Origin of the sequence: Ewingella sp. CoE-038-23, assembly GCF_040419245.1 — a bacterium.
GTDB classification, from domain to species: Bacteria; Pseudomonadota; Gammaproteobacteria; order Enterobacterales; family Enterobacteriaceae; genus Ewingella; species Ewingella allii.
This window is the reverse complement of the sequence record NZ_JAZHOH010000001.1, coordinates 2,430,140-2,456,661: the sequence shown is the minus strand read 5'-3', so window position 1 is coordinate 2,456,661 and position 26,522 is coordinate 2,430,140. Positions and strand designations below refer to the sequence as shown.

Annotated in this window: 26 protein-coding genes, 1 pseudogene and 1 other annotated feature; of the genes and pseudogenes, 10 read left to right on the top strand and 17 right to left on the bottom strand. The window is 54.5% G+C overall.

The window, feature by feature from the left end; genetic code table 11:
• Positions 1-61: 61 nt before the first annotated feature.
• Together V2154_RS11500 and V2154_RS11495 are read right to left on the bottom strand one after the other, a co-directional pair.
• Positions 62-358: a YciI family protein gene (locus tag V2154_RS11500; protein ID WP_353502366.1), complete on the bottom strand. Its 297-nt coding sequence runs from the start codon at positions 356-358 to the stop codon at positions 62-64.
• A complete protein-coding gene (locus V2154_RS11495) occupies positions 346-570 on the bottom strand; it encodes a hypothetical protein (protein WP_353502365.1) in 225 nt (74 codons plus the stop codon). Before V2154_RS11495 ends, V2154_RS11500 begins: the two co-directional genes overlap by 13 nt.
• 1 nt (position 571) lies before the next feature.
• On the opposite strand from V2154_RS11495, the gene V2154_RS11490 reads away from it, so the two are divergent.
• A complete protein-coding gene (locus V2154_RS11490) occupies positions 572-1,321 on the top strand; it encodes an energy transducer TonB (protein WP_353502364.1) in 750 nt (249 codons plus the stop codon).
• 78 nt (positions 1,322-1,399) lie between these two features.
• Here V2154_RS11490 and yciA read toward each other — a convergent pair whose 3' ends face one another.
• The 4 genes from yciA to V2154_RS11470 all read right to left on the bottom strand — a co-directional run bounded on the left by yciA (position 1,400) and on the right by V2154_RS11470 (position 3,802).
• Positions 1,400-1,840 (bottom strand): acyl-CoA thioester hydrolase YciA, encoded by a 441-nt coding sequence (gene yciA / locus V2154_RS11485; RefSeq protein WP_034791002.1) that lies wholly within the window; start codon positions 1,838-1,840, stop codon positions 1,400-1,402.
• A gap of 69 nt (positions 1,841-1,909) precedes the next feature.
• Complete coding sequence (locus V2154_RS11480; protein ID WP_100937215.1) at positions 1,910-2,449, bottom strand: septation protein A; 540 nt, start codon at positions 2,447-2,449, stop codon at positions 1,910-1,912.
• A gap of 96 nt (positions 2,450-2,545) precedes the next feature.
• Positions 2,546-3,298 carry a YciC family protein gene (locus V2154_RS11475; RefSeq protein ID WP_353502363.1) on the bottom strand — a complete coding sequence of 251 codons (753 nt, stop codon included), beginning with the start codon at positions 3,296-3,298 and terminating at the stop codon, positions 2,546-2,548.
• 102 nt (positions 3,299-3,400) lie between these two features.
• A complete protein-coding gene (locus V2154_RS11470) occupies positions 3,401-3,802 on the bottom strand; it encodes a YkgJ family cysteine cluster protein (RefSeq protein WP_353502362.1) in 402 nt (133 codons plus the stop codon).
• 288 nt (positions 3,803-4,090) lie between these two features.
• Between V2154_RS11470 and ompW the strand changes: the two genes are divergently transcribed.
• Positions 4,091-4,723 (top strand): outer membrane protein OmpW, encoded by a 633-nt coding sequence (gene ompW / locus V2154_RS11465; protein WP_353502361.1) that lies wholly within the window; start codon positions 4,091-4,093, stop codon positions 4,721-4,723.
• 83 nt (positions 4,724-4,806) lie between these two features.
• Here the strand turns inward: ompW and V2154_RS11460 are convergent, their stop codons facing one another.
• The 6 genes and pseudogenes from V2154_RS11460 to V2154_RS11435 all read right to left on the bottom strand — a co-directional run bounded on the left by V2154_RS11460 (position 4,807) and on the right by V2154_RS11435 (position 11,939).
• Positions 4,807-5,121: a BON domain-containing protein gene (locus V2154_RS11460; protein ID WP_034790995.1), complete on the bottom strand. Its 315-nt coding sequence runs from the start codon at positions 5,119-5,121 to the stop codon at positions 4,807-4,809.
• Positions 5,122-5,358: 237 nt separating this feature from the next.
• Complete coding sequence (gene trpA / locus V2154_RS11455; protein ID WP_353502360.1) at positions 5,359-6,165, bottom strand: tryptophan synthase subunit alpha; 807 nt, start codon at positions 6,163-6,165, stop codon at positions 5,359-5,361.
• Complete coding sequence (trpB, locus tag V2154_RS11450) at positions 6,165-7,355, bottom strand: tryptophan synthase subunit beta (protein WP_353502359.1); 1,191 nt, start codon at positions 7,353-7,355, stop codon at positions 6,165-6,167. Before trpB ends, trpA begins: the two co-directional genes overlap by 1 nt.
• Before the next feature lie 44 nt (positions 7,356-7,399).
• Positions 7,400-8,764 (bottom strand): bifunctional indole-3-glycerol-phosphate synthase TrpC/phosphoribosylanthranilate isomerase TrpF, encoded by a 1,365-nt coding sequence (trpCF, locus tag V2154_RS11445; RefSeq protein WP_353502358.1) that lies wholly within the window; start codon positions 8,762-8,764, stop codon positions 7,400-7,402.
• Positions 8,765-8,767: 3 nt separating this feature from the next.
• Positions 8,768-10,375: pseudogene (gene trpD / locus V2154_RS11440) on the bottom strand (bifunctional anthranilate synthase glutamate amidotransferase component TrpG/anthranilate phosphoribosyltransferase TrpD).
• A 1-nt stretch (position 10,376) separates the two neighbouring features.
• Positions 10,377-11,939 (bottom strand): anthranilate synthase component 1, encoded by a 1,563-nt coding sequence (locus V2154_RS11435; RefSeq protein WP_353502357.1) that lies wholly within the window; start codon positions 11,937-11,939, stop codon positions 10,377-10,379.
• A gap of 44 nt (positions 11,940-11,983) precedes the next feature.
• Positions 11,984-12,085: a sequence feature (Trp leader region), on the bottom strand.
• Between the two features lie 289 nt (positions 12,086-12,374).
• Between V2154_RS11435 and rnm the strand changes: the two genes are divergently transcribed.
• From rnm to rluB, 3 genes are all read left to right on the top strand, one after another.
• Positions 12,375-13,271 carry an RNase RNM gene (gene rnm, locus V2154_RS11430; RefSeq protein ID WP_353502356.1) on the top strand — a complete coding sequence of 299 codons (897 nt, stop codon included), beginning with the start codon at positions 12,375-12,377 and terminating at the stop codon, positions 13,269-13,271.
• Between the two features lie 15 nt (positions 13,272-13,286).
• Positions 13,287-13,907, top strand: a complete 621-nt coding sequence (locus V2154_RS11425; RefSeq protein WP_353502355.1) for an L-threonylcarbamoyladenylate synthase — start codon at positions 13,287-13,289, stop codon at positions 13,905-13,907.
• Positions 13,908-14,700: 793 nt separating this feature from the next.
• Positions 14,701-15,594, top strand: coding sequence for a 23S rRNA pseudouridine(2605) synthase RluB (rluB, locus tag V2154_RS11420; protein ID WP_353503983.1), 894 nt, complete (start codon positions 14,701-14,703; stop codon positions 15,592-15,594).
• A 102-nt stretch (positions 15,595-15,696) separates the two neighbouring features.
• Here the strand turns inward: rluB and cobO are convergent, their stop codons facing one another.
• Positions 15,697-16,287 carry a cob(I)yrinic acid a,c-diamide adenosyltransferase gene (cobO, locus tag V2154_RS11415; protein WP_353502354.1) on the bottom strand — a complete coding sequence of 197 codons (591 nt, stop codon included), beginning with the start codon at positions 16,285-16,287 and terminating at the stop codon, positions 15,697-15,699.
• Between the two features lie 5 nt (positions 16,288-16,292).
• Positions 16,293-17,054 carry a YciK family oxidoreductase gene (locus tag V2154_RS11410; RefSeq protein ID WP_034790976.1) on the bottom strand — a complete coding sequence of 254 codons (762 nt, stop codon included), beginning with the start codon at positions 17,052-17,054 and terminating at the stop codon, positions 16,293-16,295.
• Positions 17,055-17,423: 369 nt separating this feature from the next.
• Here V2154_RS11410 and sohB point away from each other — a divergent pair, with 369 nt between their 5' ends.
• Complete coding sequence (gene sohB / locus V2154_RS11405) at positions 17,424-18,470, top strand: protease SohB (RefSeq protein WP_353502353.1); 1,047 nt, start codon at positions 17,424-17,426, stop codon at positions 18,468-18,470.
• A 149-nt stretch (positions 18,471-18,619) separates the two neighbouring features.
• On the opposite strand, the gene V2154_RS11400 is transcribed toward sohB, so the two are convergent.
• Positions 18,620-18,871 (bottom strand): YciN family protein, encoded by a 252-nt coding sequence (locus tag V2154_RS11400; RefSeq protein WP_353503982.1) that lies wholly within the window; start codon positions 18,869-18,871, stop codon positions 18,620-18,622.
• A 436-nt stretch (positions 18,872-19,307) separates the two neighbouring features.
• On the opposite strand from V2154_RS11400, the gene topA reads away from it, so the two are divergent.
• Positions 19,308-21,905, top strand: a complete 2,598-nt coding sequence (gene topA / locus V2154_RS11395) for a type I DNA topoisomerase (RefSeq protein WP_353502352.1) — start codon at positions 19,308-19,310, stop codon at positions 21,903-21,905.
• Between the two features lie 359 nt (positions 21,906-22,264).
• On the top strand, positions 22,265-23,239 hold the full coding sequence (cysB, locus tag V2154_RS11390; protein WP_034790971.1) for an HTH-type transcriptional regulator CysB: 975 nt from the start codon (positions 22,265-22,267) through the stop codon (positions 23,237-23,239).
• Between the two features lie 62 nt (positions 23,240-23,301).
• On the opposite strand, the gene V2154_RS11385 is transcribed toward cysB, so the two are convergent.
• On the bottom strand, positions 23,302-23,703 hold the full coding sequence (locus V2154_RS11385; RefSeq protein WP_353502351.1) for a RidA family protein: 402 nt from the start codon (positions 23,701-23,703) through the stop codon (positions 23,302-23,304).
• Positions 23,704-23,838: 135 nt separating this feature from the next.
• Here V2154_RS11385 and V2154_RS11380 point away from each other — a divergent pair, with 135 nt between their 5' ends.
• Positions 23,839-24,426, top strand: a complete 588-nt coding sequence (locus V2154_RS11380; RefSeq protein WP_353503981.1) for a TetR/AcrR family transcriptional regulator — start codon at positions 23,839-23,841, stop codon at positions 24,424-24,426.
• A gap of 36 nt (positions 24,427-24,462) precedes the next feature.
• Here V2154_RS11380 and V2154_RS11375 read toward each other — a convergent pair whose 3' ends face one another.
• Positions 24,463-25,383, bottom strand: coding sequence for a LysR family transcriptional regulator (locus V2154_RS11375; RefSeq protein WP_353502350.1), 921 nt, complete (start codon positions 25,381-25,383; stop codon positions 24,463-24,465).
• Between the two features lie 143 nt (positions 25,384-25,526).
• Here V2154_RS11375 and V2154_RS11370 point away from each other — a divergent pair, with 143 nt between their 5' ends.
• Entirely contained in the window at positions 25,527-26,387 is an 861-nt protein-coding gene (locus tag V2154_RS11370) for an NmrA family NAD(P)-binding protein (RefSeq protein ID WP_353502349.1), read from the top strand.
• Positions 26,388-26,522: the final 135 nt, after the last annotated feature.

Here is a 26,522-nt window from a genome sequence, read left to right as displayed (position 1 = left end):
CCCTGAGTACAAGCAAAAAAAGAGGCCACCTGAGTGGCCTTTATTATTTCAAGCGCGGTGTTTAGAAAACGCGCTTAAACGGCTTCACGGTCACGCTTTTATAAACGCCGGCGGCAACGTAAGGGTCAGCATCGGCCCAGGTCTGAGCATCTTTCAGGGTTTCAAATTCAATGATAACCACTGAACCAGTCATGCCTGCCGCGCCCGGATCTGCACTGTCAATTGCAGGCGTTGGGCCAGCGACGATCACGCGGCCTTCATCATGGAGCTTTTGCAAACGTTCGACGTGTGCAGGACGCGCAGCGGCACGTTTTTCCAAAGAGTCGGGTACATCTTCAGAATAAATTACATAGAGCATGCATCACCTTTAAAATCATTAGCTTTAACAGGGAATAACGCGAAATGCCTGTCATCACGGCAGGTGTTAACACCATAGCGAAACCCGTAGTCGCTGGAAAGTGCTTTGCGTTGGATCAATTCAGCTTTGATTTGAGAATAGTTGTCATTGCGGTGTTGAATATGATTGCTATTTGCATTTAAACTTGCGGCTTCACGGGGAAACAGACTCATTATGCCGCTAAAAAAGTTTAGATTTGTTCGCAAGGTCACACTGCCACTGGTATTTTCTGTCGCCTTCCACAGCGCGGTTATTGGCGCCTTGCTTTATGTCACCATGAAGGACGCCGTGACACTGCCCAAACAAGAGCAGCAGGTCATGAGCGTGACCATGGTGAACCCAGCGGATTTCGCTCCGCCGCCGAAACCACAGGTGCAGCCGCAACCGGAGCCAGAGCCAGAGCCAGAACCCGAGCCAGAAGTGAAGCCGGAAGCGCCACCGCCGCCAGAGGCGGTCGCGCTTCCTGAGCCGAAGCCAAAACCTAAGCCGGTCAAAAAGCCGGTTGAGAAGCCTAAGCCAAAAGTTAAACCTGTTGAGAAGCCGGTGCAGAAGGTTGAGAAGCCGAAAGTCACCGATGACGCGTCGCCGTTCAACAACAGCAAGCCGGACGTCAAGCCTGCGGCCCAGCCGCCAGCGCAGTCCACGCCAAGTGCCAGCAGCGGGCCGCGCCCGTTAGATCGCTCTAAGCCACAGTATCCGGCCCGAGCCTTCGCGTTGCAGATAGAAGGGCGTGTGCGGGTGCAGTTTGACGTGGACAGTGACGGTCGGGTAGATAACATCCGCATTCTGTCCGCCGAACCGCGCAATATGTTTGAACGCGAGGTGAAACAGGCAATGCGTAAATGGCGCTATGAGCCGAAAGCCGCCAACAACCTGGTGGTCAACTTGGTGTTTAAAATCAACGGCGGGTCTACCGTCGAGTAACACCGCCGCCAAGTGAAAAACAAAAAGGTCGCCTCTTAGGGCGACCTTTTTGTTTATGGCGCGGCTTGAACCGGCGGCTTAGTCCTGCGAAACGCCGTCAGAGTCTACGCTGAAGTTGCTTCTGCCATCTGGCAGTTTGCGTGACTTGCCTTCATCATCCACGGCCACGTAGGTAAACACGGCCTCGGTAGCGCGATAGCGCTGACCAATAGGCTCAGAAGAGACCTTCTTCACCCACACTTCCACATTGATGGTAATCGAACTGTTACCGGTTCGAATACAGCGTGCGTAACAACATACAACATCACCTACAGCGACGGGCTTCAGAAACGTCATGCCATCAACACGGACAGTCACCACGCGGCCTTTAGCGATTTCCTTCGCCTGGATCGCGCCGCCCATGTCCATTTGTGACATCAGCCATCCGCCAAAAATATCACCGTTAGCATTGGTATCCGCTGGCATAGCCAGTGTACGCAACACCATTTCACCATTAGGTAAGCTATGTTTTTCGTTCATTGAGTTGCTTCACACTGAATTAATCAAAATTAAGGTCTTTCAAGAAGAAAGACCCATGCAGGAGAATGCTTATTTTTTTTCTTCGTCCGGCATATGCCGGTAAATGTAGACCCCACTCAGCAGGGTAAAGACCAGCGTGAGCACGGTCAGGCCGAACACTTTGAAGTTAACCCATACTTCTTGCGGTAACCAGAACGCAACGTAAATATTTGCTAATCCGCACAGCAGGAAGAAGATTGCCCAGCTGACGTTCAGCTTGTTCCAGACGTGATCCGGCAGGGTCAGTTCTTTGCCCAGCATGCGCTGAATCAGCGGCTTTTTCAGGATCAGCTGGCTGACCAGCAGTGCGCCGGAGAACAGCACGTAAATCACCGTCACTTTCCATTTAATGAATTCGTCATTATGGAAGACCAGCGTCAGGGTGCCGAAAATGGCCACCATGGCGAAGGTGATCAGCGTCATTTTCTCCACTTTACGGTATTTAATCCACGTGAAAATCAGCGCGAGGGCGGTGGCGACAATCAGCGCACCTGACGCGTAATAAATGTCGTAAAGCTTATAAAAAACAAAAAAGACCACCAAGGGAAGAAAATCGAGGAGCTGCTTCATACTTCATTCCATAGCTAATGTAGGGTTTGACTATACCGGAATCATTTCTTCGACAAAAGAAAAGGGCGCCAGAGCACCCTTTTGTCATCGCCGAGATTAGGCACGCAATTTGGAGTACAGACGGAACAAGTAGATCAGCAGGAAAGCTGAAATCAAGTTGCTCAACGTACTCAACACAATGGTCGCCGCCATGGTTGGCAGGGCGCTCAGATGGCTCACCGCCAGCAACACCAGCATCTTGGCAGCCAGCCAGAACATAATCGCTGGCAGCACCAGACGCGCATTGCTAAAGGCCAGCTTGCTGCTGACTTTAATCGACTTAAACACGCCCATTCTTTCGACACTGCTAATCACCGGCGACAGTGAAACCGCCACCGCGATCAGCACGCCCGGCACCACAAACAGGGTGATACCCAACTGCACCAGCAAGGTACAGAGTAACATCAGGCCCAGCAGGCGAGGCAGGATTGGCGCGGAAGCACCAATTGAGCGCAGGGCGCTGGTGCGCATCCCGCTGGACACCATCTGAATCAGCGTCAGCATGCCGCCCACTAACAGCACATTGCCGACCAGCGCTGAGAAGGTGGCTGCGCCGGAGACTTTCAACAGCACCATCTGCTGTTCAGGCGACATGTTCTGAATAAGTTCCTGAAGGCTCATGCCTGCGGTACCGGACAAATCATCGCTGTTAGCACTCAGCAGGCTGAGCTGTTCAGCGCTTGGAGTGAAAATCTGATTCAAAATGACGGTGATCAGCGCGGTCAGTAACGCCAACAGCAGGATGCTGGTGAACTGATTACGCAGGAAATTGAAACTGTCACGGTACAAGGTATTGGCCGCGATAGGCATGAACGCTCCTTGGCAAAATAATCAAAAGACAATCAGGCGGGGATTGTACCCTGTAATGTGAACAGGTGGCACCCCGCCATAGGTTATCTCACTGATTTCTTATCAATCGACGTGATAGCTGACCGGATCCGGCATGGCGGCTGCGGCCACCAGTGACAGGGGGATCTCCATCTCCAACGGCGGTAAACCATATTTGGCCCGCGCGCGGTCACAGGATTCGTTACCCACGCCGTTCAAACCCGATTGGTCGAACTCACGACAGGGCGTCGGGCGATTGAGGTAAATAGAACATGAAACGGATTGGCCAATCTCACCCTCCAGCGCCACGCAGCGCGGAGATTTACTGTTGGTGCCTTGCATACAACTTAGAAAGGGGGTGACTTGCTCAGTTAAAGCCTGGGGGACCACGCCACCGGCTTCTTCAGATTCAGCCCAATAAAAGGAAACGCGGAAGTAAGCGCAGCATGCGCCACAGGATACACAGGGATTGTTAATTTCGCTCATCTTGGACGCCACCGACTCCTCACGGCACTGACCCAAAACCAACCTAGGAGCAAGCAAATTACTCAGGCCATTTTTTTTAAGCAATAGATATTTATCAAGGTTGAGAGGTAGCAGGTGAAGGGGTTATTTTGATCTAGATCAATTCCTTGTTTTTTAAAGGTTTAGAATGAATTGCGAGGGATGCATTTTCTAAATAAATCATTTAAAGATGTGACCCGACACGGATCAATTCCTAACCCAGAGTAGGTATATTCGTGCAGGTGATAAATCCACATAAAGGGAATGGATATGAAAGCAGCATCTTGGGTTCTTCTCGCGGCGGCAGTTCTGCCGTCAATCGCCAGTGCAAATCAGGCTGGAGATATCATTTTCCGCGTTGGTACCGCAACGGTACGGCCGACCGAAGGGTCAGACAACGTAATGGGTCTGGGATCGTTCAACATTGATAACAATACTCAGATGGGGTTAACGCTGGGGTATATGTTTACCGACAATATTGGCGTGGAGTTACTGGGCGCCACGCCTTTCAAGCATAAAGTCGGTTTAAACAGCACTGGCACCATTGCTGAAGTGAAACAGCTGCCGCCTTCATTAATGGCGCAATACTATTTTGGCGACCGTCAGGATAAATTGCGTCCTTATGTAGGTCTGGGCGTCAACTACACCACCTTCTATGATGCTGATTTCAACCAAACCGGTCGCGATGCCGGATTGTCAGATTTGAGTGTTAAAGACTCGTGGGGCGTGGCGACGCAGGTCGGGATGGATTATAACCTGAACGACAACTGGCTGCTGAACATGTCGGTCTGGTGGATGGACATCGACACTGACATCAAATTCAAAGCAGCAGGGGAAGATCAGTCAATCCATACGCGCATCGACCCTTGGGTATTTATGTTCGCCGCGGGTTATCGTTTCTGATCCATCCGTCTGGTGTAAATATCCAAAAAAAGAGGCGCTCTCAGCGCCTCTATGATGTTTGACGTTGTGCATCAAAACTTGGGTTATTTCACCCGCGTATCATTTTCAATTGATTTCACACCCGCCACGCCACGCGTCACTTCCACTGCGCGATTCGCCTCGGCCGTTGAGGTCACAAAGCCACTCAACTGTACGCGGCCTTTGAAGGTTTCCACGCTAATTTCACGCGATTTAATGTTTTTGTCGGCCAACAGTGCAGACTTAACTTTGGTGGTCACCACGGTGTCGTCGATATAGCCGCCGGTCCCTTCAGATTTCTGGGTAGGAGCACAGGCCGCAACGGACATCACTACCACCGCTGCCATGCAAAATGCTGACAAAGTCTTGAATAGCTTCATAAAATAACTCTCCATGCTAGGTTTGAAACTCACCATTTATCATTCATAACGCGCACTTCCCGCGCGGTCACTCAAACAGAACGGATCCTGCGGGTAGTATGATTGTGGTGTAAGGTCGCCGGATATACAAACTCATCAAGATAAAAAAAGCACGTTCCGTCTCATTTTACTTATAAAGAAACAAGGCCTTATCCGCGCAAACAGATAAGGCCTTGGGCTTTAAAGCGTGGAAATGACTTAAGCGCGAGTCGCGGCTTTCATCTCACTGGTGAAGCGCGAGAGCTGGGCCAGCATTTCGGACGGCTGGTGGAGATTGTTTTCGATGATGCGCACGGTAGCCGAGCCGGAGATAGCGCCTGCTGCACCAGCGGCCAGCGTCTCTTTGACCTGAGAAGGTTCAGAGATACCGAAGCCCCGCAGTGGCGGAGCCGCGTTGTATTCACGCAGCTTATCGACCAAGTGGTTCAATGGCAGCAGGGCGCGTTTCTCAGTCCCTGTCACCCCTGCGCGTGACAGCAGGTAGGTGTAACCCCGGCCGTGGGAAGAGATTTCGCGCAACAGGTCATCTGAGGCGTTCGGCGGGCAGATGTAGATTGGCGCGATGCCGTGGCGCATGGCTGCGGCACGGAATGGCGCTGACTCTTCAAACGGCACGTCGGCGACCAGCACGGAGTCCACGCCCACTTCGGCGCAGCGCTGATAGAAAGTATCAATGCCGTTGTGGAACACCAGATTGGCGTACATCAGCAGGCCAATGGGGATATCCGGGTGCTTCTCGCGGATGCGTTGCAGCATGCCAAAGCACTGGGTCGGCGTCACACCGGCGGCAAAAGCGCGCAGATTAGCGCCCTGAATGGTCGGGCCGTCGGCCAGTGGATCAGAGAAGGGAATACCCAACTCTAAGGCGTCGGCACCGGCTTCAATCAGCGTATCAATGATAGACAGCGACAGCTCTACGCCCGGATCGCCCAGCGTCACGAAGGGAACGAAAGCGCCTTCTTTTTTGCTTTCCAGACGCTTAAATAATTGTTGATAACGTTCCATTAGATTTCTCCCCGCGCGGACAGGATGTCGTGGACGGTAAAGATGTCTTTATCACCACGGCCAGACAGGTTAACCACCAGAATTTGCTCTTTCTGCGGCGTCTCTTTAATCAGTTTCAGGGCATAAGCCAGTGCGTGAGAGGACTCAAGCGCCGGGATGATGCCTTCGCTGCGCGACAGCGCTTTGAACGCGTCCAGTGCTTCATCATCAGTGATTGACACATAGTCGGCACGGCCAATGCTGTTCAGGAAGGCGTGCTGCGGGCCGACGGAGGGGAAGTCCAGACCGGCGGAAATCGAGTAAGACTCTTCGATTTGGCCTTCTGAAGTCTGCATCATCGGGGCTTTCATGCCGAAATAGATCCCCACGTGGCCGTGTTTCAGCGGCGCGCCGTGCTGCCCGGTTTCAATCCCGAGGCCTGCTGGCTCAACGCCAATCAGCTTAACGGTGGTTTCATCGATGAAGTCAGCGAACATGCCGATAGCGTTGGAACCGCCACCCACGCAGGCAATCACTGCGTCTGGCAGGCGACCTTCGCGCTCAAGCATCTGCGCTTTTGTTTCTTCACCAATCATGCGTTGGAATTCACGCACGATGGTTGGGTAAGGGTGCGGGCCTGCCGCCGTGCCGAGCATGTAGTGCGCGGTTTCATAGCTGCCAGACCAGTCGCGCAGCGCCTCGTTACAGGCATCTTTCAGCGTGGAGGAGCCGCTGTGTACGGGGATCACTTCCGCGCCCATCAAACGCATACGGAATACGTTCGGCGACTGGCGCTCAATGTCTTTGGCACCCATGTAGATGCGGCATTTCAGACCGAGCAGGGCACAGGCCAGAGCAGAAGCCACGCCGTGTTGACCCGCGCCGGTTTCGGCGATGATCTCAGTTTTGCCCATGCGCTTCGCCAGCAGAGCCTGACCCAGCACTTGGTTGGTTTTGTGCGCGCCGCCGTGCAGCAAATCTTCACGCTTGAGATACAGCTTGGTCTTGGTACCGGCGGTCAGATTTTTGCACAACGTCAGGGCCGTCGGACGACCCGCGTAGTTCTTCAGCAGGTCGATAAACTCGGCCTGAAACTCCGGGTCACGCTGGGCGCTGACGAAGGCCTCTTCTAATTGGGTAAGAGCGGGCATCAAAATCTGCGGAACGTACATACCGCCGAATTCGCCGAAGTAGGGATTTAGTAAAGTCATGTTATTCCATCCTGTCTGTCAATTTTTTCATCGTCACGGGGAGATTAATAAGCCCGTAACGTCTGGAATACCGCAGTGATCTTGTCAGCATCTTTGATGCCCGGCTCGCGTTCAACGCCGGAGTTGAAATCCAGCCCCGCGCAGCCTAGCTGGGCGGCTTCAACGCAGTTATCTGCGCCTAGCCCACCGGCTAATAAAACGTTGCTCAGGTCTTGCCCGGCCAGCTTGCTCCAGTCAAAACGCTGGCCCGTGCCGCCTTTGCCGTTGTCGAGCACGTAACGGTCAACCTGATTCAGTTCGCGCGCTGGCATGGTCTCTTTGACGCTCAGCGCTTTCCAAATCTGGCACTCTGCCGGAAGAAGCGGGCGCAGGCTGTCGATGTAGCTTTGATCTTCGCTGCCGTGAAGTTGAACGGCGGCGAGCTGTAAGTTATTAGCGATGTTGGCCACGCTGCCTGGCGCATGGTCGCGGAACACGCCGACGTATTTCAGCGGCGCGCCGGCCTGCACGTCGAGGGCTTTATCCAGCGTGACGTAGCGCGGAGAGGCTTCGACGAAGATCAATCCGCCGTAAATGGCTCCCGCCTGATGGGCGACCGAGGCGTCCTGCGGACGAGTCAGGCCACAGACCTTATTATCGCCTAAGGTGACGCGGCGCACTGCGGCGCTCAGGTCAGGTTCGGACATCAGGGCGCTGCCAATCAGAAAACCATTGGCGAAGCGGCTCAGTTCGCGGATTTGACCATAGGTGTTAATGCCTGATTCGCTGATCACCGTCACGCCGTGCGGCACGCGCGGTGCCAGCTGGCGAGTGCGGTCGAGGTCAATCGACAGGTCGCGCAGGTCACGGTTATTAATGCCCACTACGCGCGCTTTCAGCTGCACGGCGCGGTCTAACTCTTCTTCATTACTGGCTTCGGTCAAAATACCCAGCTTCAGGCTGTGCGCCACGGCGGCCAGCTGGACATACTGTTCGTCGCTGAGCACCGAGAGCATCAGCAAAATGGCATCCGCCTGATAATGGCGAGCCAGATAAATTTGATAAGGGTCGATGATGAAGTCTTTGCACAACACCGGCTGCGTCACGGCGTTGCTCACCAGCGGCAGGAAATCAAAGCTGCCCTGAAAATACTTCTCATCGGTTAACACCGAGATGGCGGACGCGTGCTCTTTATAGACGCCGGCAATCTCTACCGGGTCAAAGTTCTCGCGAATGGTGCCCTTGGAAGGGGACGCCTTTTTGCACTCAAGGATGAACGCGGTTCGTGCTCCTTGCAGTGCGTCGTAAAAGTTGCGCTCGCTGGGCTTTATCTCGTTTTGAAAACTCGCCAGAGGTTGCTGTTCTTTACGTGCTGCAACCCAAATTGCTTTATCAGCAACAATCTTGTTAAGCACGGTTTCCTTCTGCATGACTTATCCTCTTGCTGCCAGTGCGGTCACGCGCTGATAGGCGGCTCCGCTGCGAATCACTTCTAGCGCCTGTTGCGCATTTTGCTTTAAATCTTCCTGCCCAAAAAGTCGCAGTAGCATGGCGACGTTTACCGCCACGGCGGCTTCGTGCGCCGGGTCGCCTTTACCTTGTAGCAAGCGTGCCAGAATGTCACGATTTTCTTCCGGCTCGCCGCCCAGCAGGGCTTCGAGAGGGTAATTGTCCAGACCGAAGTCCTGCGGCGTCAGCTCATACGTGGTGATTTCGCCATCTTTCAGCTCTGCCACTTGCGTCGCGGCGTGGATCGCCACTTCATCCATCCCGGCGCCGTGAACCACGGCGGCACGTTGATAACCCAAGGTGCGCAGGGTTTCAGCTATTGGGCGCACCAGCTCGGGGCTGTAGACGCCAATCAGCGCCAGCGGCGGACGCGCAGGGTTGATAAGCGGCCCCAGCACGTTGAACAGAGTGCGGGTTTTCAGCGCCTTGCGTACCGGCATCGCGTGGCGAAAACCGGTATGGTACTGCGGCGCGAACAGGAAGCAGATGCCCAAATCGTCCAGCGCGGCGCGGGATTTCTCCGCCGCCATATCTAACTGGATGCCGAAGGCCGCCAGCAGGTCGGAAGAGCCAGAGCGGCTCGACACGCTGCGGTTGCCGTGCTTCGCCACGCGGATACCACAGGCCGCCGCCACAAAGGCGCTGGCGGTCGAAATATTGATGCTGTTGGTGCCGTCGCCGCCGGTGCCGACGATGTCAGCAAAAGCGTAATCCGGGCGCGGGAAAGGCTCGGCGTGGGCTAACAGTGCCTGAGCGGCCCCGGCGATTTCTGCCGGTTGCTCGCCGCGCACTTTCATACTGATCAGCGCAGCGGCTAGCTGAGCGGGTTCAAGTTCACCATTCACAATGGCGGTAAACAGCTGCTGGCTCTCCTCCTGTGTCATCACCTGGGCGCGATACAGATTTTCGAGGATGCCGGAAATAGTGTGTTTTTGCATGATCGGCTCCTTACCTTACGCCAACGCCCAAGCCAGCGTCTGTTCCAGCAGACGCGCGCCCTGAGAGGTTAAAATTGATTCCGGGTGGAACTGGAAGCCGCAAACGCGATCTTCTTCATGACGCACTGCCATCACCATGTCGCCGTAGCGCGCATTGACCACCAGACCTTCTGGGATCTGGCTGCCAACCAGTGAGTGGTAGCGAGCCACCGGCAGCGGGTTGTTCATCCCGGCGAACATGCCTTCGTTGTCATGAGTGATAGAAGAGGCTTTACCGTGCAGGATCTCGCCAGCCTGACCGACATAGCCGCCGTAGGTTTCGACAATCGCCTGATGCCCCAGACAGATGCCGATAATCGGCAGTTGTCCGCGCAGGCGTTTCAGCAGTTCAGGCATGCAGCCTGCTTCAGACGGCGCACCCGGACCCGGAGAGAGCATCAGCACCGGTTTTTCCAGCTGGCTGAGTTTCTCGATAATCACCTCAGCAGGGATCTGGTTACGGTAAATCACCACGTTGTGGCCGCTGGAGCGTAGTTGGTCCACCAGGTTGTAGGTGAAGGAATCTACGTTATCAATCAATAAGATATCGGCCATCTTAGAACACCTCTTTGGCATTGTGGGCAGTGGCGATGGCACGCAGCACGGCGCGGGCTTTATTACGGGTTTCGTCAGCTTCGGCTTGAGGTACGGAGTCCAGCACCACGCCGCCGCCAGCCTGGACGGTGGCAATGCCGTCTTCGACATAGGCCGATCGGATCACGATGCAGGTATCCAAATCACCCTGCGCCGTGAAGTAGCCCACCGCGCCGCCGTAGCTGCCGCGACGGGTTTTCTCAGAACCGGCGATCAGCTGCATGGCGCGAACTTTTGGTGCGCCGGTCAGGGTGCCCATGTTCATGACGGCCTGATAGGCGTGCAGCACGTCCAAATCGGCGCGCAGGGTGCCGACGACGCGAGACACCAAGTGCATCACGAAGGAGTAACGGTCAACCTTGGTCAAATCCGCCACGTAGCGACTGCCCGGCTCACAGATGCGCGCTAAGTCGTTACGCGCCAGGTCAACCAGCATCAGGTGCTCGGCCAGCTCTTTGTGGTCGGTACGCATTTCCAGCTCGATGCGGCTGTCCAGATCGTTATCCAGCGAACCGTCGGCACGGCGACCGCGCGGGCGAGTCCCGGCAATCGGGTAAATTTCAATCTGGCGGTTGGTCGCGTCATATTTCAGCGCGCTTTCCGGCGATGCGCCGAACAGGGTGAAATCGTTGTCTTGCATGAAGAACATGTACGGGCTTGGGTTGTTGTTTTTCAGCGTTTCATAAGCCGCCAGCGGAGCAGGGCAAGGCAGGGAGAAACGGCGTGAAGGCACTACCTGGAAGATTTCCCCGGCGCGAATGCCTTCTTTCATCTTCTCAACCACCGCGCCGAACTCTTCATCGCTCTGATTCACGCTCAGCTGCATGTCAGTCACGTCTTGGTGCGGGATGGCGTGCGGCGGTAATTGCAGCTGGTGTTGCAGCTGCTCCAGACGGCCGTGCAGGCGCTGTTTTTCATCGCTATCTGGCGTGAACAGGCTGGCTTGCAGGCGGCTGCTGCGGTTCTGGTGATCGAGAACCAGTAAGGTTTCGGACAGGTAGAAGCAGAAGTCCGGGCAACGCTGGTCGGCGCGCAGCTGCGGCAGGTCTTCAAAACCGGCAACCAAGTCGTAAGCGAACAGTCCACCGAGCAGCATGGCTTCGCGCTCCTCTTCCGGGGTTTCCACCAGATCGAGGATGCTGCGCAGAGCGTCGAACACCGAACGTGAACGCAGACGGGCGTCTTCTTCTTGCATCTGGTCGATAGCCGGGAAGGTCAGCTCGCGGCCGTTTGGGCGCACTTCATTCTGCACGTCCTTTGGCAGCGCTGCGTCCATCAGCGGCAGCAGGGACGCGCCGTTCGGGGTCAATGCCTGTACTGAAACTTTGTTGCCAAGGGCGGTAATGCGCAGCGCGCTGTCGATAACCAGCAGGCTTTTCAGATTCTGTTTGCTGCTGATGTCCGCCGATTCGAGCAACAGAGTTGCCGGGCGAGCGCCGCAAAGCTGGTGGAAGATGGCCGTCGGGTCACCACGATAGCTTCCTTGTACTGTCAGCAGTTCTAAGCGAGGTTTTTGAATTGTCATGATAGTTCCTAAAATTTTTCTACCAAATGGTGAAGAAGACGGCCATAAAAAAGCCCGCGTTCAGCGGGCTTCGGGTATCTGCATGGTCTGTAAACCGAAATGCGTGATCACACCGCCCGCGAAGGGAAGTGGCGCCACCAGCTGAGTACAGAAATCATTAAAATATTCATCATCAGATACCTTGCGTCATATTTCATATATCGGGCATAAAAGGGTTATCACGTTATGCCGTGAACTTGCGTACTAGTAAACTAGTTCGTGAGGCGATAGTCAACCCTCTTTTTACTCTTTCTCTCGGGAATTGCCATTTAGCAGCCAAGCTTTGGCCGCTATCCCCAAGTATCTCGGCTGATTCAGGCCAATAGGGTTAACCGCAAAGGGTTAACGGGTTATGATAACCGTCGCTTTCAGCAACAGGTTTACAACCCTTACCTTATGACTTTACTTGCCACAGAAACGCCAGAGCTCGGTTCCGCCTTCACTCTCTACGATTTGCACAGCCACACCACCGCCTCCGACGGCTATTTAACGCCCGAGGCGCTGGTCAGCCGCGCGGTAGAGATGCGAGTCGGCGTGCTGGCTATTACCGACCACGACACCACTGACGGCCTTGCTCGCGCCGCGCAGGCCATTGCGGCGCTGAATTTGCCGCTGCATCTGGTGAACGGCGTCGAAATCTCGACCCTGTGGGAAAATCACGAAATCCATATTGTGGGTTTGGGCATCGACCCGGCACACCCCGCGATGGTGAATTTACTGGCATTGCAGACTTCATTGCGCATCGAACGGGCACAGGAAATGGGCCGCCGCTTAGAGAAAGCCCGCATTGAAGGGGCATGGGAAGGGGCGCTGCGTCTGGCGCAAAACGGCGCCGTGACCCGCGCCCACTTCGCCCGCTATTTGGTGGAAATCGGTAAGTGCGACACCATCGCGCAGGTGTTCAAAAAGTACCTCGCTAAGGGCAAGACCGGCTACGTTCCGCCACACTGGTGTACAATAGAACAAGCAATTGCAGCAATTCATCAGTCCGGCGGTCAGGCAGTTGTCGCCCATCCGGGGCGCTATGACCTCTCCACCAAATGGTTAAAACGGCTGCTGGCCTATTTTGCCGAGCAGGGTGGAGACGCGATGGAAGTGGCGCAGTGTCAGCAGGGGCCAAATGAACGCACCCAGCTCGCCGCCTTCGCGAGAGACTATAATTTACTGGCATCGCAGGGATCTGATTTCCATCAGCCCTGCTCGTGGATAGAACTGGGACGCAAACTCTGGCTGCCCGCGGGTGTCGAGCCTGTGTGGAAAGACTGGACCCAGACCGCGACCATTACAGAATGAGTTAAGAAGGGAATTATGAGTCAATTTTTCTATATTCACCCCGAGAACCCGCAACCGCGCCTGATTAACCAAGCAGTGGAAATGCTGCGTAAAGGCTCGGTTATCGTTTACCCAACGGATTCCGGCTATGCGCTGGGCTGCCGTCTGGAAGACAAAAACGCCATGGAGCGTATTTGCCGCATTCGCCAACTCGATGGCAATCACAACTTCACCCTGGTGTGCCGCGACCTGTCCGAGCTGTCGACCTATGCGTATGTCGATAACACGGCATTTCGCCTGATTAAAAACAACACGCCGGGTAACTACACCTTCATCCTCAAGGCGACCAAAGAAGTGCCGCGCCGCCTGATGAGCGAGAAGCGTAAAACCATCGGCCTGCGCGTGCCGTCCAACCCGATTGCACTGGCCTTGCTAGATGTCTTGGGCGAACCACTGATGTCCACTACGCTGATGCTGCCGGGCAATGACTTCGCCGAATCTGATCCAGAGGACATCAAAGACCGTCTGGAGAAAGTAGTCGATTTGATTATTCACGGCGGTTCGATTGGCCAACAGCCGACCACCGTGGTTGACCTCACCGAGTCCACGCCGGAAGTGGTGCGTGAAGGTGCCGGTGACCCCGCGCCGTTCAGATAATTGCGCATTTTTTGGTTATAATTAAACCAGTCCGTGGACGGCTAATAGATACAAAAGCACGGTAAATGTGTATAATGGCGGGCTGACTTTTCATAACTCTTTGTTTTTCAATCCTGAGTTATGTTGAGCAATGCTGTTAACGCGATGACGAGACTTTCCTGTTTATCAGGCATTCCGCGACAGCCCGCTGACCGATTTATGGGTTAATACTTTATCCATTAACCCGTTCTCAATAGGTCAGACAAACATTACCGATATATATTCTGGCGGGCAGACAATGGGTCACATTGTGCTGCTGGCTCTCCCCGACGCCTGTGAAGGCGACAAATGAGGTTGCTCAATGAGCGAGAAGTTTAATTCCCAGAAGCCGTCAGGCGACAGATCCAAATCAGGCCGTCCGGCCACCGACAAACCAAAAAACGGCAGAAATTCCGGTGCAGCCAAAGGCCGCCCTGAGTCAACGCGCAGTGATTCACGTGGTAAAAAAGCCGGTGGCGACAAGCCACAGACTGACAAAGCGCGTTCAGACCAATCACGCGGCCGTTCACGTTCAGACAACAGTCGTGATGACTCACGCATTGAAAAGCCGCGCAATGAGAAACCGCGCGGTGAAAAATCACGTATCGAAAAAGCGCGTCCGGCTGGCAAAGGCCGTCCAGACAGCGCGCGTGCTGATAAGCCACGTTTTGAAAATTCACGTAACGCAGCCAAGCCAAAGGCTCCTGCGGCGCTGAAAAATGTGGCTGATGAAGTCGAAGACGACGAACCAAAATACGAAAAGCCGAAGAACGCGCTGGACTCCACCGAAGGCCAGAGTGAAAAGTTGCAAAAAATTCTGGCTCGCGCCGGTCACGGTTCACGCCGCGAAGTGGAAGCCATGTTGCAGGCTGGCCGTATCAGCGTTGACGGCAAGATTGCGACTCTGGGCGACCGTGTAGAAATGCACGCGGGCACCAAAATCCGTCTTGATGGCCACGTGCTGTCGATTATCGAGTCTCAGGACACCGTCTGCCGCGTGCTGGCTTACTACAAGCCGGAAGGCGAGTTGTGCACCCGCAGCGACCCGGAAGGCCGTCCGACCGTGTTCGACCGTCTGCCAAAAATGCGTGGTTCACGCTGGGTTGCCGTAGGGCGTCTTGACGTTAACACCTCGGGTCTGCTGTTGTTCACCACCGACGGTGAGCTGGCGAACCGCCTGATGCACCCAAGCCGAGAAGTTGAGCGTGAGTACGCGGTACGCGTATTCGGCCAGATTGATGATGAAAAAATCAAACAGCTGAGTCGTGGTGTGCAGCTTGAAGATGGCCCGGCGGCATTCCGCACCATCAAGTATCAAGGTGGCGAGGGTCTGAACCAGTGGTACAACGTGACCCTGACCGAAGGCCGCAACCGCGAAGTTCGCCGGTTGTGGGAAGCGGTTGGCGTGCAGGTTAGCCGCCTGATCCGCGTTCGCTACGGCGACCTGACCTTGCCGAAAGGCTTGCCGCGCGGTGGCTATAAAGAGCTGGATCTGCCGGAAACTAACTACCTGCGCACGCTGGTGGATATGCCGGAAGAGACCGTCAGCAAATTGCCGGTTGAGCGCGATCGTCGCCGTGTGAAAGCTAACCAGATCCGTCGCGCCGTGAAGCGCCACACTCAGGTTGCCCCAGCCCGTCGTAGCGGTACGCCGTCAAAACGCAGCTAACGATGAGTTTATAAGTTAGTAGCCAATAAATGAAAAACCGCAGCCATTGACTGCGGTTTTTTTGTTCTTAATTCAGCGAGTTAGTTAATAAGAGAAGGGGGGCTACCAGTCGATACCCTGCTGGGCCATAATTCCCGCGTCGAAAGCATGCTTCACCGGACGCAATTCGCTGACGGTATCTGCCAATTCCAGCAGGTCGCGGTGGCAGCCACGCCCGGTAATAATCACGGTTTGATGCACAGGCCTCGCTTTCAGCGCGTCAATCACTTCCTGTAAGTCGAGATAGCCAAAACTGACCATGTAGGTCAGCTCGTCGAGCACCACTAAGTCCAGAGACTGGTCGGCCAGCATACGCTTGCCGTGCTGCCAAACGGCCTGACAGGCGAGGGTGTCCGTCTCTTTGTTTTGCGTCTCCCAGGTGAAGCCGGTGGCCATTACCTGAAACTCAACGCCGTGCGGCTCGAGCAGGTTTTTCTCGCCGTTTGGCCATTCGCCCTTGATGAACTGAATCACCGCCGCGCGCTGGCCATGGCCGACGGCGCGAGTCACCGTGCCAAAGGCGGCAGTTGTTTTGCCTTTGCCGTTGCCGGTGAAGACAATTAAAATGCCGCGCCGCTCCTGCGCGGCTTCAATCCGCGCATCAACCTGCTCTTTAAGCCGCTGTTGGCGCTGCTTGTGGCGATCCTCGCTCATGACATTTATTCCGCAGGACCGGCTTTGCGCCCCGGCTGGGCGTCGAAGCTGATGCCAGTTTTACGGCGGCTGTCTTCACCCATCAAATAGAGGTACAGCGGCATGATATCGGCCGGGGTTTTCAGCTTGGCGCTGTTCTCATCCGGGAAGGCAGATGCCCGCATACTGGTGCGCGTTCCGCCCGGATTGATGCAGTTCACCCGCAAGTTGGTCTGTTTGTACTCTTCGGCCAGCACCTGCATCATGCCCTCGGTAGCGAACTTAGACACCGCATAGGCTCCCCACCCGCTGCGGCCTTCGCGGCCGACGCTGGAAGAGGTAAACACCAGCGACGAAGACGGCGCTTTCAGCAGCAGAGGCAGCAGTGACTGGGTCAACATGAAAGTGGCATTCACATTTACCTGCATGACGTTGTGCCAGTCTTCGAGCTTAATCTCGGCCATCGGCACGATTTCGCTCAGCAGGCCCGCGTTGTGAAGCACGCCGTTGAGGTGCGGCACCCATTCAGCAATTTGGTCAGCCACGCGCTGGCAGTCGGCCTGCGAGGCCGTGAGCAGATCAAGAGTATAAATGTGCGCCGGACGGTAACCGCGCTCGGCGATCTCTTGCTGAACTTTCGCCAGTTTGCTTTCGGTACGGCCAAGTAAAATCAGCTGTGCGCCGAAGCGCGCATAGGTCAGCGCGGCTTCGCGGCCAATGCCGTCACCTGCGCCAGTGACCAGAATGATGCGTTGATTGAGCAGATCGGATTTTGGATGGTAATGCACGGGAATTCCTCTTACCTGAGTCAGGACACGGCGATGGAGTGCATCGCCACATCGGCGCAAAGCGGCGCGCTGGCAGGAGCAAAAGGCTCAACCGCGGGCGGGCGCTTGGCTGGAAAATGGATCATCACGAAGATGAATACTGGGTTTATATGCCTGAAATGACCACCGGTTTCAATGTTTACCCCGATTATCGGCGGATCTTTTGTAACAAAAATGGAACAAGCCTGCACCCCTTTTTGCCATCTGCGCGGCCTAAGCGGGCAGGTTATGCCCAAACAGCGGCATTCGGACACAATCACGCAAGACGCTTTAGCGCCAATTGTCTAGAATAAGCAGCATCTTATTACCACAGCGTAAAAGGCGGTATGTGTGGATCTATTATCTCTATATGGTTTGTTTTTGGCCAAAGTGGTCACCGTAGTGATCGCCATTGGCGCGTTAGTGGTGCTGGTTATCGGCCTGAGACAGCGTAAGACTCATGGCAAAGGTCAGTTACACCTGGTTGATTTAGGTGAAGAATACCGTGAAATGCAGCGCGAAATGCGCACGGCTCGCCTCAATCCTATTGAGCAAAAACTGACAAACAAGGCGTTCAAAAAGCAGGAAAAAGCGGACGCCAAACAGAAGAAGTTACAGGCGAAAAGCGGCGCGACGATCAAAAGCAAACCTTGTCTGTACGTGCTTGATTTCAAAGGCAGTATGGACGCTCACGAAGTCACTTCTTTGCGCGAAGAGATCTCGGCGGTGCTGGCGGTTGCCACGCCTGAAGATGAAGTCTTGCTGCGTCTGGAAAGCCCGGGCGGCGTGGTTCACGGCTATGGTCTGGCTTCTTCACAGCTGGCGCGTTTGCGTCAGGGCGGCATTCGCCTGACCGTGGCGGTGGATAAAGTTGCAGCCAGCGGCGGCTATATGATGGCCTGCGTGGCTGACCGCATCGTGGCGGCACCTTTTGCCATCATCGGTTCTATCGGCGTTGTGGCGCAGATCCCTAACTTCAGCCGCCTGCTGAAAAAGAACGATATCGACGTGGAATTGCACACCGCGGGTGAGTTCAAGCGTACTCTGACGCTGTTCGGCGAGAACACCGAAGAGGGGCGCGAGAAATTCCGTGAAGACCTGAATGAAACTCACGTGCTGTTCAAAGAGTTTGTTCATCAGCATCGCCCGTCGCTGGATATCGACAGCGTTGCCACCGGCGAGCACTGGTTTGGCACTCAGGCGCGTGAAAAAGGGCTGATTGACGCCATTGGTACCAGTGATGATTTGCTGATTGCCGAGATGCAAAATCACGAAGTTATCGCGGTGCGTTATAGCCGTCGTAAACGCATGATGGACAGATTTACCGGCAGCGCGGCAGAAAGCGCCGATCGCCTGTTCTTACGCTGGTTACAGCGCAGCCAGAAGCCGCTTTTGTAATAGAATAAGTTAAGAATTTTAGTAATGAAAAAAGGGACCTCGGTCCCTTTTTTATTGGCCACAGCGCGTTAATGCGCACTAAAAGTAAACAGCCAGATTTTCTTCCTTTATTACGTTAAGGAAACACGGTCATTTTGATGACAATTTGGTTAATCTTGCAGATGATATTTTTCTGAAAAAAGATGTGCTAAATGTTTAAACATATTAAATACGGCGGTGGTTTTTAAGGTCGGCAATCCATTATCATCGAGAAAGAATTCCCCGCGAAACACCAACACATTGCCTTTCTGCTCGACGTCTGTTGCCTCCATGCCGTGCAGATAATCACCGTGTGCGCGAATGACTTTATTCGCCTCGGCCAGTAAAGATTCTCGGCTAATTGCCGTTGTATTTCCCTGCATGATATTTACTCCCATGTAGAATTTCTGCCGATATTGTAATCCTGCGCCGAACAAAACCGCAAACCCAGTGCGGGTAGGGTGAATTTATTGCTGCATTTTTGTTCGTGTTGGCGAAAAGCAGTTTTCCGTGCTAATTAAGTTGCGTGGCAATTTTTATCAGGTAGAGTGTGGGATTTTGTGGCTTTAGGTGGAATGTTTTGTTTACGCTTCACAAAATTTTATCATTTCATGCTCTATAAGTCTGTGGGAGGGATAGCGTTAAACCTCCGTTAAATCAGAGAATTGTGCCTCTGGAAGTCTGTTTGATTCGCTAAAAGAAAAAATTAGTTGATCTCCTGACTCACTGCCGCAATATAAAAAAAGACGTTACATTGTGCCGCGGCATAACAAGTTAAAATCTTCTTCATTAGAAGAACAAATTAGGTAAAAGGTAATTATGGGCAAAGCTCTCGTAATAGTTGAGTCCCCGGCAAAAGCCAAAACGATTAATAAGTATTTAGGAAATGACTACGTGGTTAAGTCCAGCGTCGGTCATATCCGCGATTTGCCTACCAGTGGTTCCGCCAGCAAAAAAACTGCCGCCTCAGCCGAAGAAAAAACAAAGAAAAAAGTAAAAAAGGATGAGAAAACGGCGTTAGTTAACCGCATGGGCGTTGATCCATACCACGGTTGGGAAGCGCAATACGAAATTCTGCCCGGCAAAGAAAAAGTGGTTGCCGAGTTAAAAGCCTTGGCGGATAAAGCCGACCACATCTATCTCGCAACCGACCTTGACCGCGAAGGAGAGGCTATTGCCTGGCATTTGCGGGAAGTGATTGGTGGTGATGACAAACGTTTCAGCCGCGTGGTGTTTAACGAAATTACCAAGAACGCGATTCAGAACGCCTTTAAAGAACCGGGCGAGCTGAATATTGATCGTGTTAATGCTCAGCAGGCGCGTCGCTTTATGGACCGCGTGGTGGGTTACATGGTTTCGCCACTGCTGTGGAAGAAAATTGCGCGTGGCCTGTCTGCCGGCCGCGTGCAGTCGGTTGCTGTGCGTCTGGTGGTTGAGCGCGAAAAAGAGATCAAAGCCTTTGTTCCTGAAGAGTATTGGGAACTGCACGCTGACCTCAACGCGCAAGACAAAACCGCGCTGCAAATGCAGGTGACGCATCACAACGATAAGCCGTTCAAACCGGTGAATCGTGAGCAGACTCATGCCGCCGTCTCTTTATTAGAAAAGGCGCGCTACACCGTTGTTGATCGCGAAGACAAACCGACCAGCAGCAAGCCGGGTGCACCTTTTATTACCTCCACGTTGCAGCAGGCGGCCAGTACGCGTCTGGGCTTCGGCGTGAAGAAAACCATGATGATGGCGCAGCGTCTCTACGAAGCGGGCCACATCACCTACATGCGTACCGACTCCACTAACCTGAGTCAGGACGCGGTAGAAATGGTGCGTGGTTATATCGGCGATAACTTTGGCGCGAAATACCTGCCAAAAGCCGCAAATCACTACAGTAACAAAGAGAACTCACAAGAAGCGCACGAAGCGATTCGTCCTTCCGACGTCAACGTCGTGTCCGAGCAGTTGAAGGATATGGAAAACGACGCGCAGAAGCTGTACCAGCTGATTTGGCGCCAGTTCGTTGCCTGCCAGATGATGCCAGCGCAGTACGATTCCACCACCCTGACGGTGAAAGCGGGCGACTACTCGCTGCGTGCTAAAGGCCGTACTCTGCGCTTTGACGGTTGGACTAAGGTCATGCCAGCGCTGCGCAAAGGCGATGAAGATCGCGTGCTGCCAGTGATGGAAGTGGGCACCGAGCTTAACCTGCAACAGCTGTTGCCAACCCAGCACTTCACCAAGCCGCCAGCGCGTTTTAGCGAAGCGTCATTGGTTAAAGAGTTGGAAAAACGCGGCATTGGCCGTCCGTCTACCTATGCGTCGATCATTTCGACCATTCAGGATCGCGGCTATGTTCACGTTGAAAACCGTCGCTTCTACGCCGAAAAAATGGGCGAGATCGTCACCGACCGTCTGGAAGATAACTTCCGCGAACTGATGAACTACGATTTCACCGCGCGTATGGAAGACGGCCTTGACCAGGTTGCTAACAATCAGGCCGAGTGGAAAGCCGTGCTGGACGAGTTCTTCACCGAATTCAGCAAGCAGTTGGAAACCGCTGAGAAAGAGCCAGAAGAGGGCGGTATGCGCCCGAATCAGATGGTCCTGACCAGCATCGAGTGCCCAACCTGCGGCCGCCCAATGGGTATCCGTACCGCCAGCACCGGCGTGTTCCTTGGCTGTTCAGGCTATGCCTTGCCGCCGAAAGAGCGCTGCAAAACCACCATCAACCTGATTGCTGATGCTGAAATCCTTAACGTGCTGGAAGGCGACGAAGCCGAAACCAACGCACTGCGCGCCAAGCGCCGTTGCGGCAAGTGCGGCACGGCGATGGACAGCTACCTGATCGACAACCAGCGCAAATTGCACGTCTGCGGTAACAACCCGGAGTGCGATGGCTATGAAATCGAGCAGGGCGAATTCCGCATCAAAGGCTATGACGGCCCGATCGTTGAGTGTGAGAAGTGTGGTTCTGAAATGCACCTGAAAATGGGGCGTTTCGGCAAGTACATGGGCTGTACCAACGACGACTGTAAAAACACCCGTAAGATTTTGCGTAACGGCGACGTCGCGCCACCGAAAGAAGATCCGGTGCCGCTGCCAGAGCTGCCTTGCGAAAAATCGGATGCCTACTTTGTTCTGCGCGATGGCGCAGCCGGTGTATTCTTGGCGGCCAATACTTTCCCTAAATCGCGCGAAACCCGTGCGCCGCTGGTGGAAGAGTTAGCTCGCTTCAAAGATCGCCTGCCGGAGAAACTGAGCTACCTGGCCGATGCGCCGGTTGCTGACCCAGAGGGCAATAAGTCCATGGTTCGCTTCAGCCGCAAAACCAAGCAGCAATACGTCTCTTCCGAGAAAGACGGTAAAGCCACAGGTTGGTCAGCGTTTTACGTTGACGGCAAGTGGGTTGAAGGCAAAAAGTAAGCAAAGTGTTTTAACCCGCTAGCAAACGTGCAAAAAACCAGCCTTTCGGGCTGGTTTTTTTATTAGGTTAAGATCTATCATCGCAAAGCTTTACGCCTTTTCATGCCAAGGTCTTTTGGGCAAGTTATTCACGTGCTGAAGTCATTCGCATCCGACTATACAACGTGCAAATAATTGATATAATTGTTATATAAAATCTCTTCTTATACTTAAAAATTATAGATATCCGCCGATGACGGCTGTCGGTACGGAGTGAATTTTGGGTATCAATAAGTAGATAACAGTATGTTTCCAGACCTCTCAGCCGCAGGGCGAACAGGAATGGCTGACAGGGTTTGAAAACTAGGATGGTATAAGTTATGAAATTGCAGCAACTGCGCTATATCGTCGAGGTTGTTAATCACAATCTTAACGTTTCTTCGACGGCGGAAGGCCTTTACACCTCGCAACCCGGCATCAGTAAGCAAGTTCGTATGTTAGAAGACGAACTGGGTATCCAGATCTTTGCCCGTAGCGGCAAGCATCTGACGCAGGTCACGCCAGCCGGGCAGGAAATTATCCGTATTGCTCGCGAAGTGCTGTCAAAAGTCGACGCCATCAAAGCGGTTGCTGGGGAACACACTTACCCTGACAAGGGTTCGCTGTATGTCGCAACAACTCATACTCAGGCCCGTTACGCGCTGCCCAACGTCATCAAAGGCTTTATCGAACGCTATCCGCGCGTCTCCCTGCATATGCATCAAGGCTCGCCAACGCAAATCGCCGAAGCGGTTTCCAAAGGTAATGCCGATTTTGCTATCGCCACCGAAGCGCTGCACCTGTACGACGATTTGATCATGCTGCCTTGCTACCACTGGAACCGCGCGGTCGTGGTGCAGCCGGACCATCCGCTGGCTGGCAAAGAGAAAGTGACGATTGAAGAGCTGGCCGAGTACCCGATTGTGACCTACACCTTCGGCTTCACCGGCCGTTCAGAGCTGGACACCGCCTTTAATCGCGCCGGTCTGACCCCGCGCATTGTGTTCACCGCCACTGACGCCGACGTGATCAAAACCTATGTGCGCCTCGGCCTGGGCGTGGGCGTGATCGCCAGCATGGCGGTTGACCCCATCCAAGACCCAGACTTGGTCACTGTCGACGCCCGCGACATCTTCACCTACAGCACCACCAAAATCGGCTTCCGCCGCAGCACCTTCCTGCGCAGCTACATGTATGACTTCATCCAGCGCTTTGCCCCGCACCTGACGCGCGACGTGGTGGATACCGCCATCGCCCTGCGCTCCAATGAAGACATCGAAGCGATGTTCAAAGACATCAAGCTGCCGGTGAAATAAGCCCAGTTTTAGTCGGCAATCCTATCATTCAGCCCTGCTTATGCGGGGCTGAGTTTTTTGCTTTATTGCACTTTGCTCGGCACACGGGCAATAACTTTGATTTCAAAATCGAAGCCAGCCAGCCAATTCACGCCCACTGCGGTCCAGTTTGGGTAGGGCGCGCTTGGAAACACTTCACTCTTCACTTCCATCACGCTGGCAAACTGCTTTTCCGGATCCGTGTGGAAAGTGGTGACGTCCACCAGATCCTCCAACCCGCAGCCTGCTGCACTCAGAGTGGCTTTTAGATTGTCGAACGCCAGTCTGACCTGAGCCGCAAAGTCAGGCTCCGCCGAGCCATCGGCGCGGCTGCCCACTTGCCCGGAGACAAACAGCAAATCGCCGGAACGAATGGCAGCGGAGTAACCGTGTTGTTCATAAAGAGCATGGCGATCGGCCGGGAAGATTGCTTGATTGTTCATCATGGTTTTGCCTCCTTTGGAGTAATGTTGGGATGCGAAAAATACAACCTTGATTTAATATACACTTCGTATGCGAATGTAATCACATACGGGGCGTATGTCAATTAACATACACTCCGTATGTTAAGTTGAGGAATGATGGCCGCGAAACGTCGTGCAGAAACAATGGAAGAGAACCGTGAGAAGCTGATCGCCGCCGCGCGCAAGGCTTTTGCTACAAAGGGCTTTGCCGCCGCTTCGATGGATGAACTGACCGCCAGCGTCGGTTTGACCCGTGGCGCGCTGTATCACAACTTCGGCGATAAAAAGGGGCTGTTGGCCGCGGTGGTGGCGCAGGTGGACGGGGAAATAGCCCAGCGGGCGAAGCAGATTGCCAGTGTTGCGCCAGACGATTGGAGCCAGTTGGTGGCCGAAGGCGAGGCTTATATCAAAATGGCCCTCGATCCAGAGGTTCAGCGTATCGTGCTGCTCGACGGTCCGGCTTTCCTCGGCGATCCTTCCCTGTGGCCTAGCCAGAATGCTTGCCTTGAGGGCACGCGATCGGCGGTGGCGAGGATGGTGAAGAATGGCACGCTCAAGCCGGTGGATGTAGAAGCCGCCGCGCGGCTGCTCAGCGGCACGGCGCTTAACGCGGCGCTGTGGGTCGCCGCCAGCGACAATCCGCAGGAAAATCTGCCAAAAGCCCAAGAGGCTTTCGCCATGATGGCCAGCGGCTTGCGCCGGTAGATAAACCGCCCGCCAGCAAGGTGGGCGGGCCTGACTTTAGGTAGTCAGCACCTCGTCTATTTTAAGTATTTGCATCACAAAGTCGATAAAGGCGCGCACTTTGGCGGGAGGCAGATGGCTTGAAGGATAGAGGGCGTACAGTGGGAAGCTCTCCCCCTTCCAGTCGGTCAGTAGCTCGACTAATCGGCCATCGGCCAGCAGATCCTCAATGCCGCTGGTTTTCATTCGCGCAATTCCCGCGCCCGCCAGACAGGCACCGAGCAGGGTGCCGGACTCATTCACCATGAGTCGGCTGGAAATCTTAGCCGGAAACACTTCCCCCTTGAGCGAATATTCCCACTCCAGCGGCTGGCCGGTCATAGAGCTTCTGACCTGAATGCAGGCGTGATGAATCAGGTCCTTAGGGCTTTGCGGCACGCCGTGCTGGCGCAGATACTCTGGCGAGGCGACGGTGGCGGTGGGCGTCTCCAGCAGCTTACGCGCCACCAGTGAAGAAGAGGGCGGATGGCCGAAGCGCACCGCGATATCAAAACCTTCCGACACCAAATCCCCCAGTTGATCCCGCACGACCAGCTCGACGGCAATTTCCGGGTAACGCTGCATAAAGGAGTGGATGTGAGGAGCCAGAATGCGCCGCGAGAAGAAGGTATCCACATTGACCCGCAGCCGACCGTGTACCGCGGTAGAAGCGCCGGACGCCAGGCTCACCGCGTCGCCGATGCCCGCCAGCAGCGGGCTTATCTCTTCATACAGGGTGCGCCCCTCATCGGTCAGGGTGACGGCGCGGGTGGTGCGGTCAAACAGCCGCACGCCGATACTGCCTTCGAGCCGTGTCACCGCCCGGCTGACGCCTGAAGGGGACAAGTTCAGGGCTTCTGCGGCACGCGCAAAACTGCCGCTGTGCACAATGGCGGCTAATACGCTGATATTCGACAGCAGGCGTCCATCAAAGCTCATGGTAAATTCTCTTGGTGACTGAATGGTGATTTTAAGTCATCAAAGTATTGATCATTCGTGCATTCTGTCAAGCAGTCCACTTCTCTATACTCCCGTTCACTGATTTAGCATCAGGCTATTTCTCAGCAAACAGGAGCTATCAAATGTATGTGATCACAGGTATTACCGGAAAAGTCGGCGGCGCGGTTGCCCGCACGTTATTGAGCAAAAACCTTCCTGTTCGCGGCGTGATGCGTGATGCCAGCAAAGCCGACAAATGGCGCGCTCTGGGTTGTGAAGTCGCGATTGCCGAGATGGATGACGCCAAGGCACTGACTGAAGCCTTTAAAGGCGCGACCGGCGTCTTCATCCTGCCGCCTTCAGATTTTGACCCGGCTCCGGGCTTCCCGGCGGCGCGCATTTTCATCGAAGCTATCGTCACGGCCATCAGCGCGGCCTCGCCGGAAAAAGTGGTTTGCCTCTCCACCATTGGTGCTCAGGCGGCGCAAACTAACCTGCTGACTCAGCGCACGTTGCTGGAGCAGGCGCTTAATGCGTTGGCGCTGCCAGTTACCTTCCTGCGTCCGGGCTGGTTTATGGAAAACTGCGCGCTGGACGTGGCTTCCGCGCGCGACGCGGGCGTTATTCACAGCTACCTTCAGCCATTGGATAAACCCGTGCCGATGATTGCCACCGCCGACGTCGGCAAGCTGGCGGCCAATTTGCTCCAGCAGCGCTGGGAAGGTAAGCGCGTGGTCGAGTTGGAAGGGCCGCGCCGCGTTACGCCAAACGACATCGCCAGCACCTTCGCGCAGATTCTGGGTCGCCCGGTGGTGGCCGAAGTGGTCGAGCGCCACTCGTGGGAAGCCGTTTTCCGCGCCCAGGGGCATCAGTATCCGTCACCGCGTATGCAGATGATCGACGGTTTTAACCAAGAGTGGATCTGTTTCGAAGGGCCAAAGTCAGAACGCGTCATTGGCGAAACCGAGCTGGAAGAGGTGCTGCGTAACCTGCTGCAAGCCTAAACTCAGGCCAACATCTGCTTTTTATAATGCAGCGGCGACATGAACGATGGGTATGCCATCCTGTATCAGCAGGGTGGCATACGGCAAGTGATGAACACTTCGTGTTGTTATCAAAATGTTAACCAGAATTTGTGT

Excerpts from the sequence above, each read along its gene's own strand:
- V2154_RS11375 (WP_353502350.1), bottom strand. The coding sequence starts at position 25,383 with ATGAGCTTTGATGGACGCCTGCTGTCGAATATCAGCGTATTAGCCGCC.
- cobO (WP_353502354.1), bottom strand. The coding sequence starts at position 16,287 with ATGAGCGAGGATCGCCACAAGCAGCGCCAACAGCGGCTTAAAGAGCAG.
- V2154_RS11480 (WP_100937215.1), bottom strand. The coding sequence starts at position 2,449 with ATGAAGCAGCTCCTCGATTTTCTTCCCTTGGTGGTCTTTTTTGTTTTT.
- V2154_RS11490 (WP_353502364.1), top strand. The coding sequence starts at position 572 with ATGCCGCTAAAAAAGTTTAGATTTGTTCGCAAGGTCACACTGCCACTG.
- trpA (WP_353502360.1), bottom strand. The coding sequence starts at position 6,165 with ATGGAACGTTATCAACAATTATTTAAGCGTCTGGAAAGCAAAAAAGAA.
- V2154_RS11385 (WP_353502351.1), bottom strand. The coding sequence starts at position 23,703 with ATGATGAACAATCAAGCAATCTTCCCGGCCGATCGCCATGCTCTTTAT.
- V2154_RS11380 (WP_353503981.1), top strand. The coding sequence starts at position 23,839 with ATGGCCGCGAAACGTCGTGCAGAAACAATGGAAGAGAACCGTGAGAAG.
- topA (WP_353502352.1), top strand. The coding sequence starts at position 19,308 with ATGGGCAAAGCTCTCGTAATAGTTGAGTCCCCGGCAAAAGCCAAAACG.
- V2154_RS11475 (WP_353502363.1), bottom strand. The coding sequence starts at position 3,298 with ATGCCTATCGCGGCCAATACCTTGTACCGTGACAGTTTCAATTTCCTG.
- rnm (WP_353502356.1), top strand. The coding sequence starts at position 12,375 with ATGACTTTACTTGCCACAGAAACGCCAGAGCTCGGTTCCGCCTTCACT.
- cysB (WP_034790971.1), top strand. The coding sequence starts at position 22,265 with ATGAAATTGCAGCAACTGCGCTATATCGTCGAGGTTGTTAATCACAAT.
- V2154_RS11370 (WP_353502349.1), top strand. The coding sequence starts at position 25,527 with ATGTATGTGATCACAGGTATTACCGGAAAAGTCGGCGGCGCGGTTGCC.
- ompW (WP_353502361.1), top strand. The coding sequence starts at position 4,091 with ATGAAAGCAGCATCTTGGGTTCTTCTCGCGGCGGCAGTTCTGCCGTCA.
- V2154_RS11460 (WP_034790995.1), bottom strand. The coding sequence starts at position 5,121 with ATGAAGCTATTCAAGACTTTGTCAGCATTTTGCATGGCAGCGGTGGTA.
- V2154_RS11435 (WP_353502357.1), bottom strand. The coding sequence starts at position 11,939 with ATGACAATTCAAAAACCTCGCTTAGAACTGCTGACAGTACAAGGAAGC.
- V2154_RS11500 (WP_353502366.1), bottom strand. The coding sequence starts at position 358 with ATGCTCTATGTAATTTATTCTGAAGATGTACCCGACTCTTTGGAAAAA.
- trpCF (WP_353502358.1), bottom strand. The coding sequence starts at position 8,764 with ATGCAGAAGGAAACCGTGCTTAACAAGATTGTTGCTGATAAAGCAATT.
- V2154_RS11425 (WP_353502355.1), top strand. The coding sequence starts at position 13,287 with ATGAGTCAATTTTTCTATATTCACCCCGAGAACCCGCAACCGCGCCTG.
- V2154_RS11495 (WP_353502365.1), bottom strand. The coding sequence starts at position 570 with ATGAGTCTGTTTCCCCGTGAAGCCGCAAGTTTAAATGCAAATAGCAAT.
- yciA (WP_034791002.1), bottom strand. The coding sequence starts at position 1,840 with ATGAACGAAAAACATAGCTTACCTAATGGTGAAATGGTGTTGCGTACA.
- V2154_RS11470 (WP_353502362.1), bottom strand. The coding sequence starts at position 3,802 with ATGAGCGAAATTAACAATCCCTGTGTATCCTGTGGCGCATGCTGCGCT.
- V2154_RS11400 (WP_353503982.1), bottom strand. The coding sequence starts at position 18,871 with ATGCAGGGAAATACAACGGCAATTAGCCGAGAATCTTTACTGGCCGAG.
- trpB (WP_353502359.1), bottom strand. The coding sequence starts at position 7,355 with ATGACTTTACTAAATCCCTACTTCGGCGAATTCGGCGGTATGTACGTT.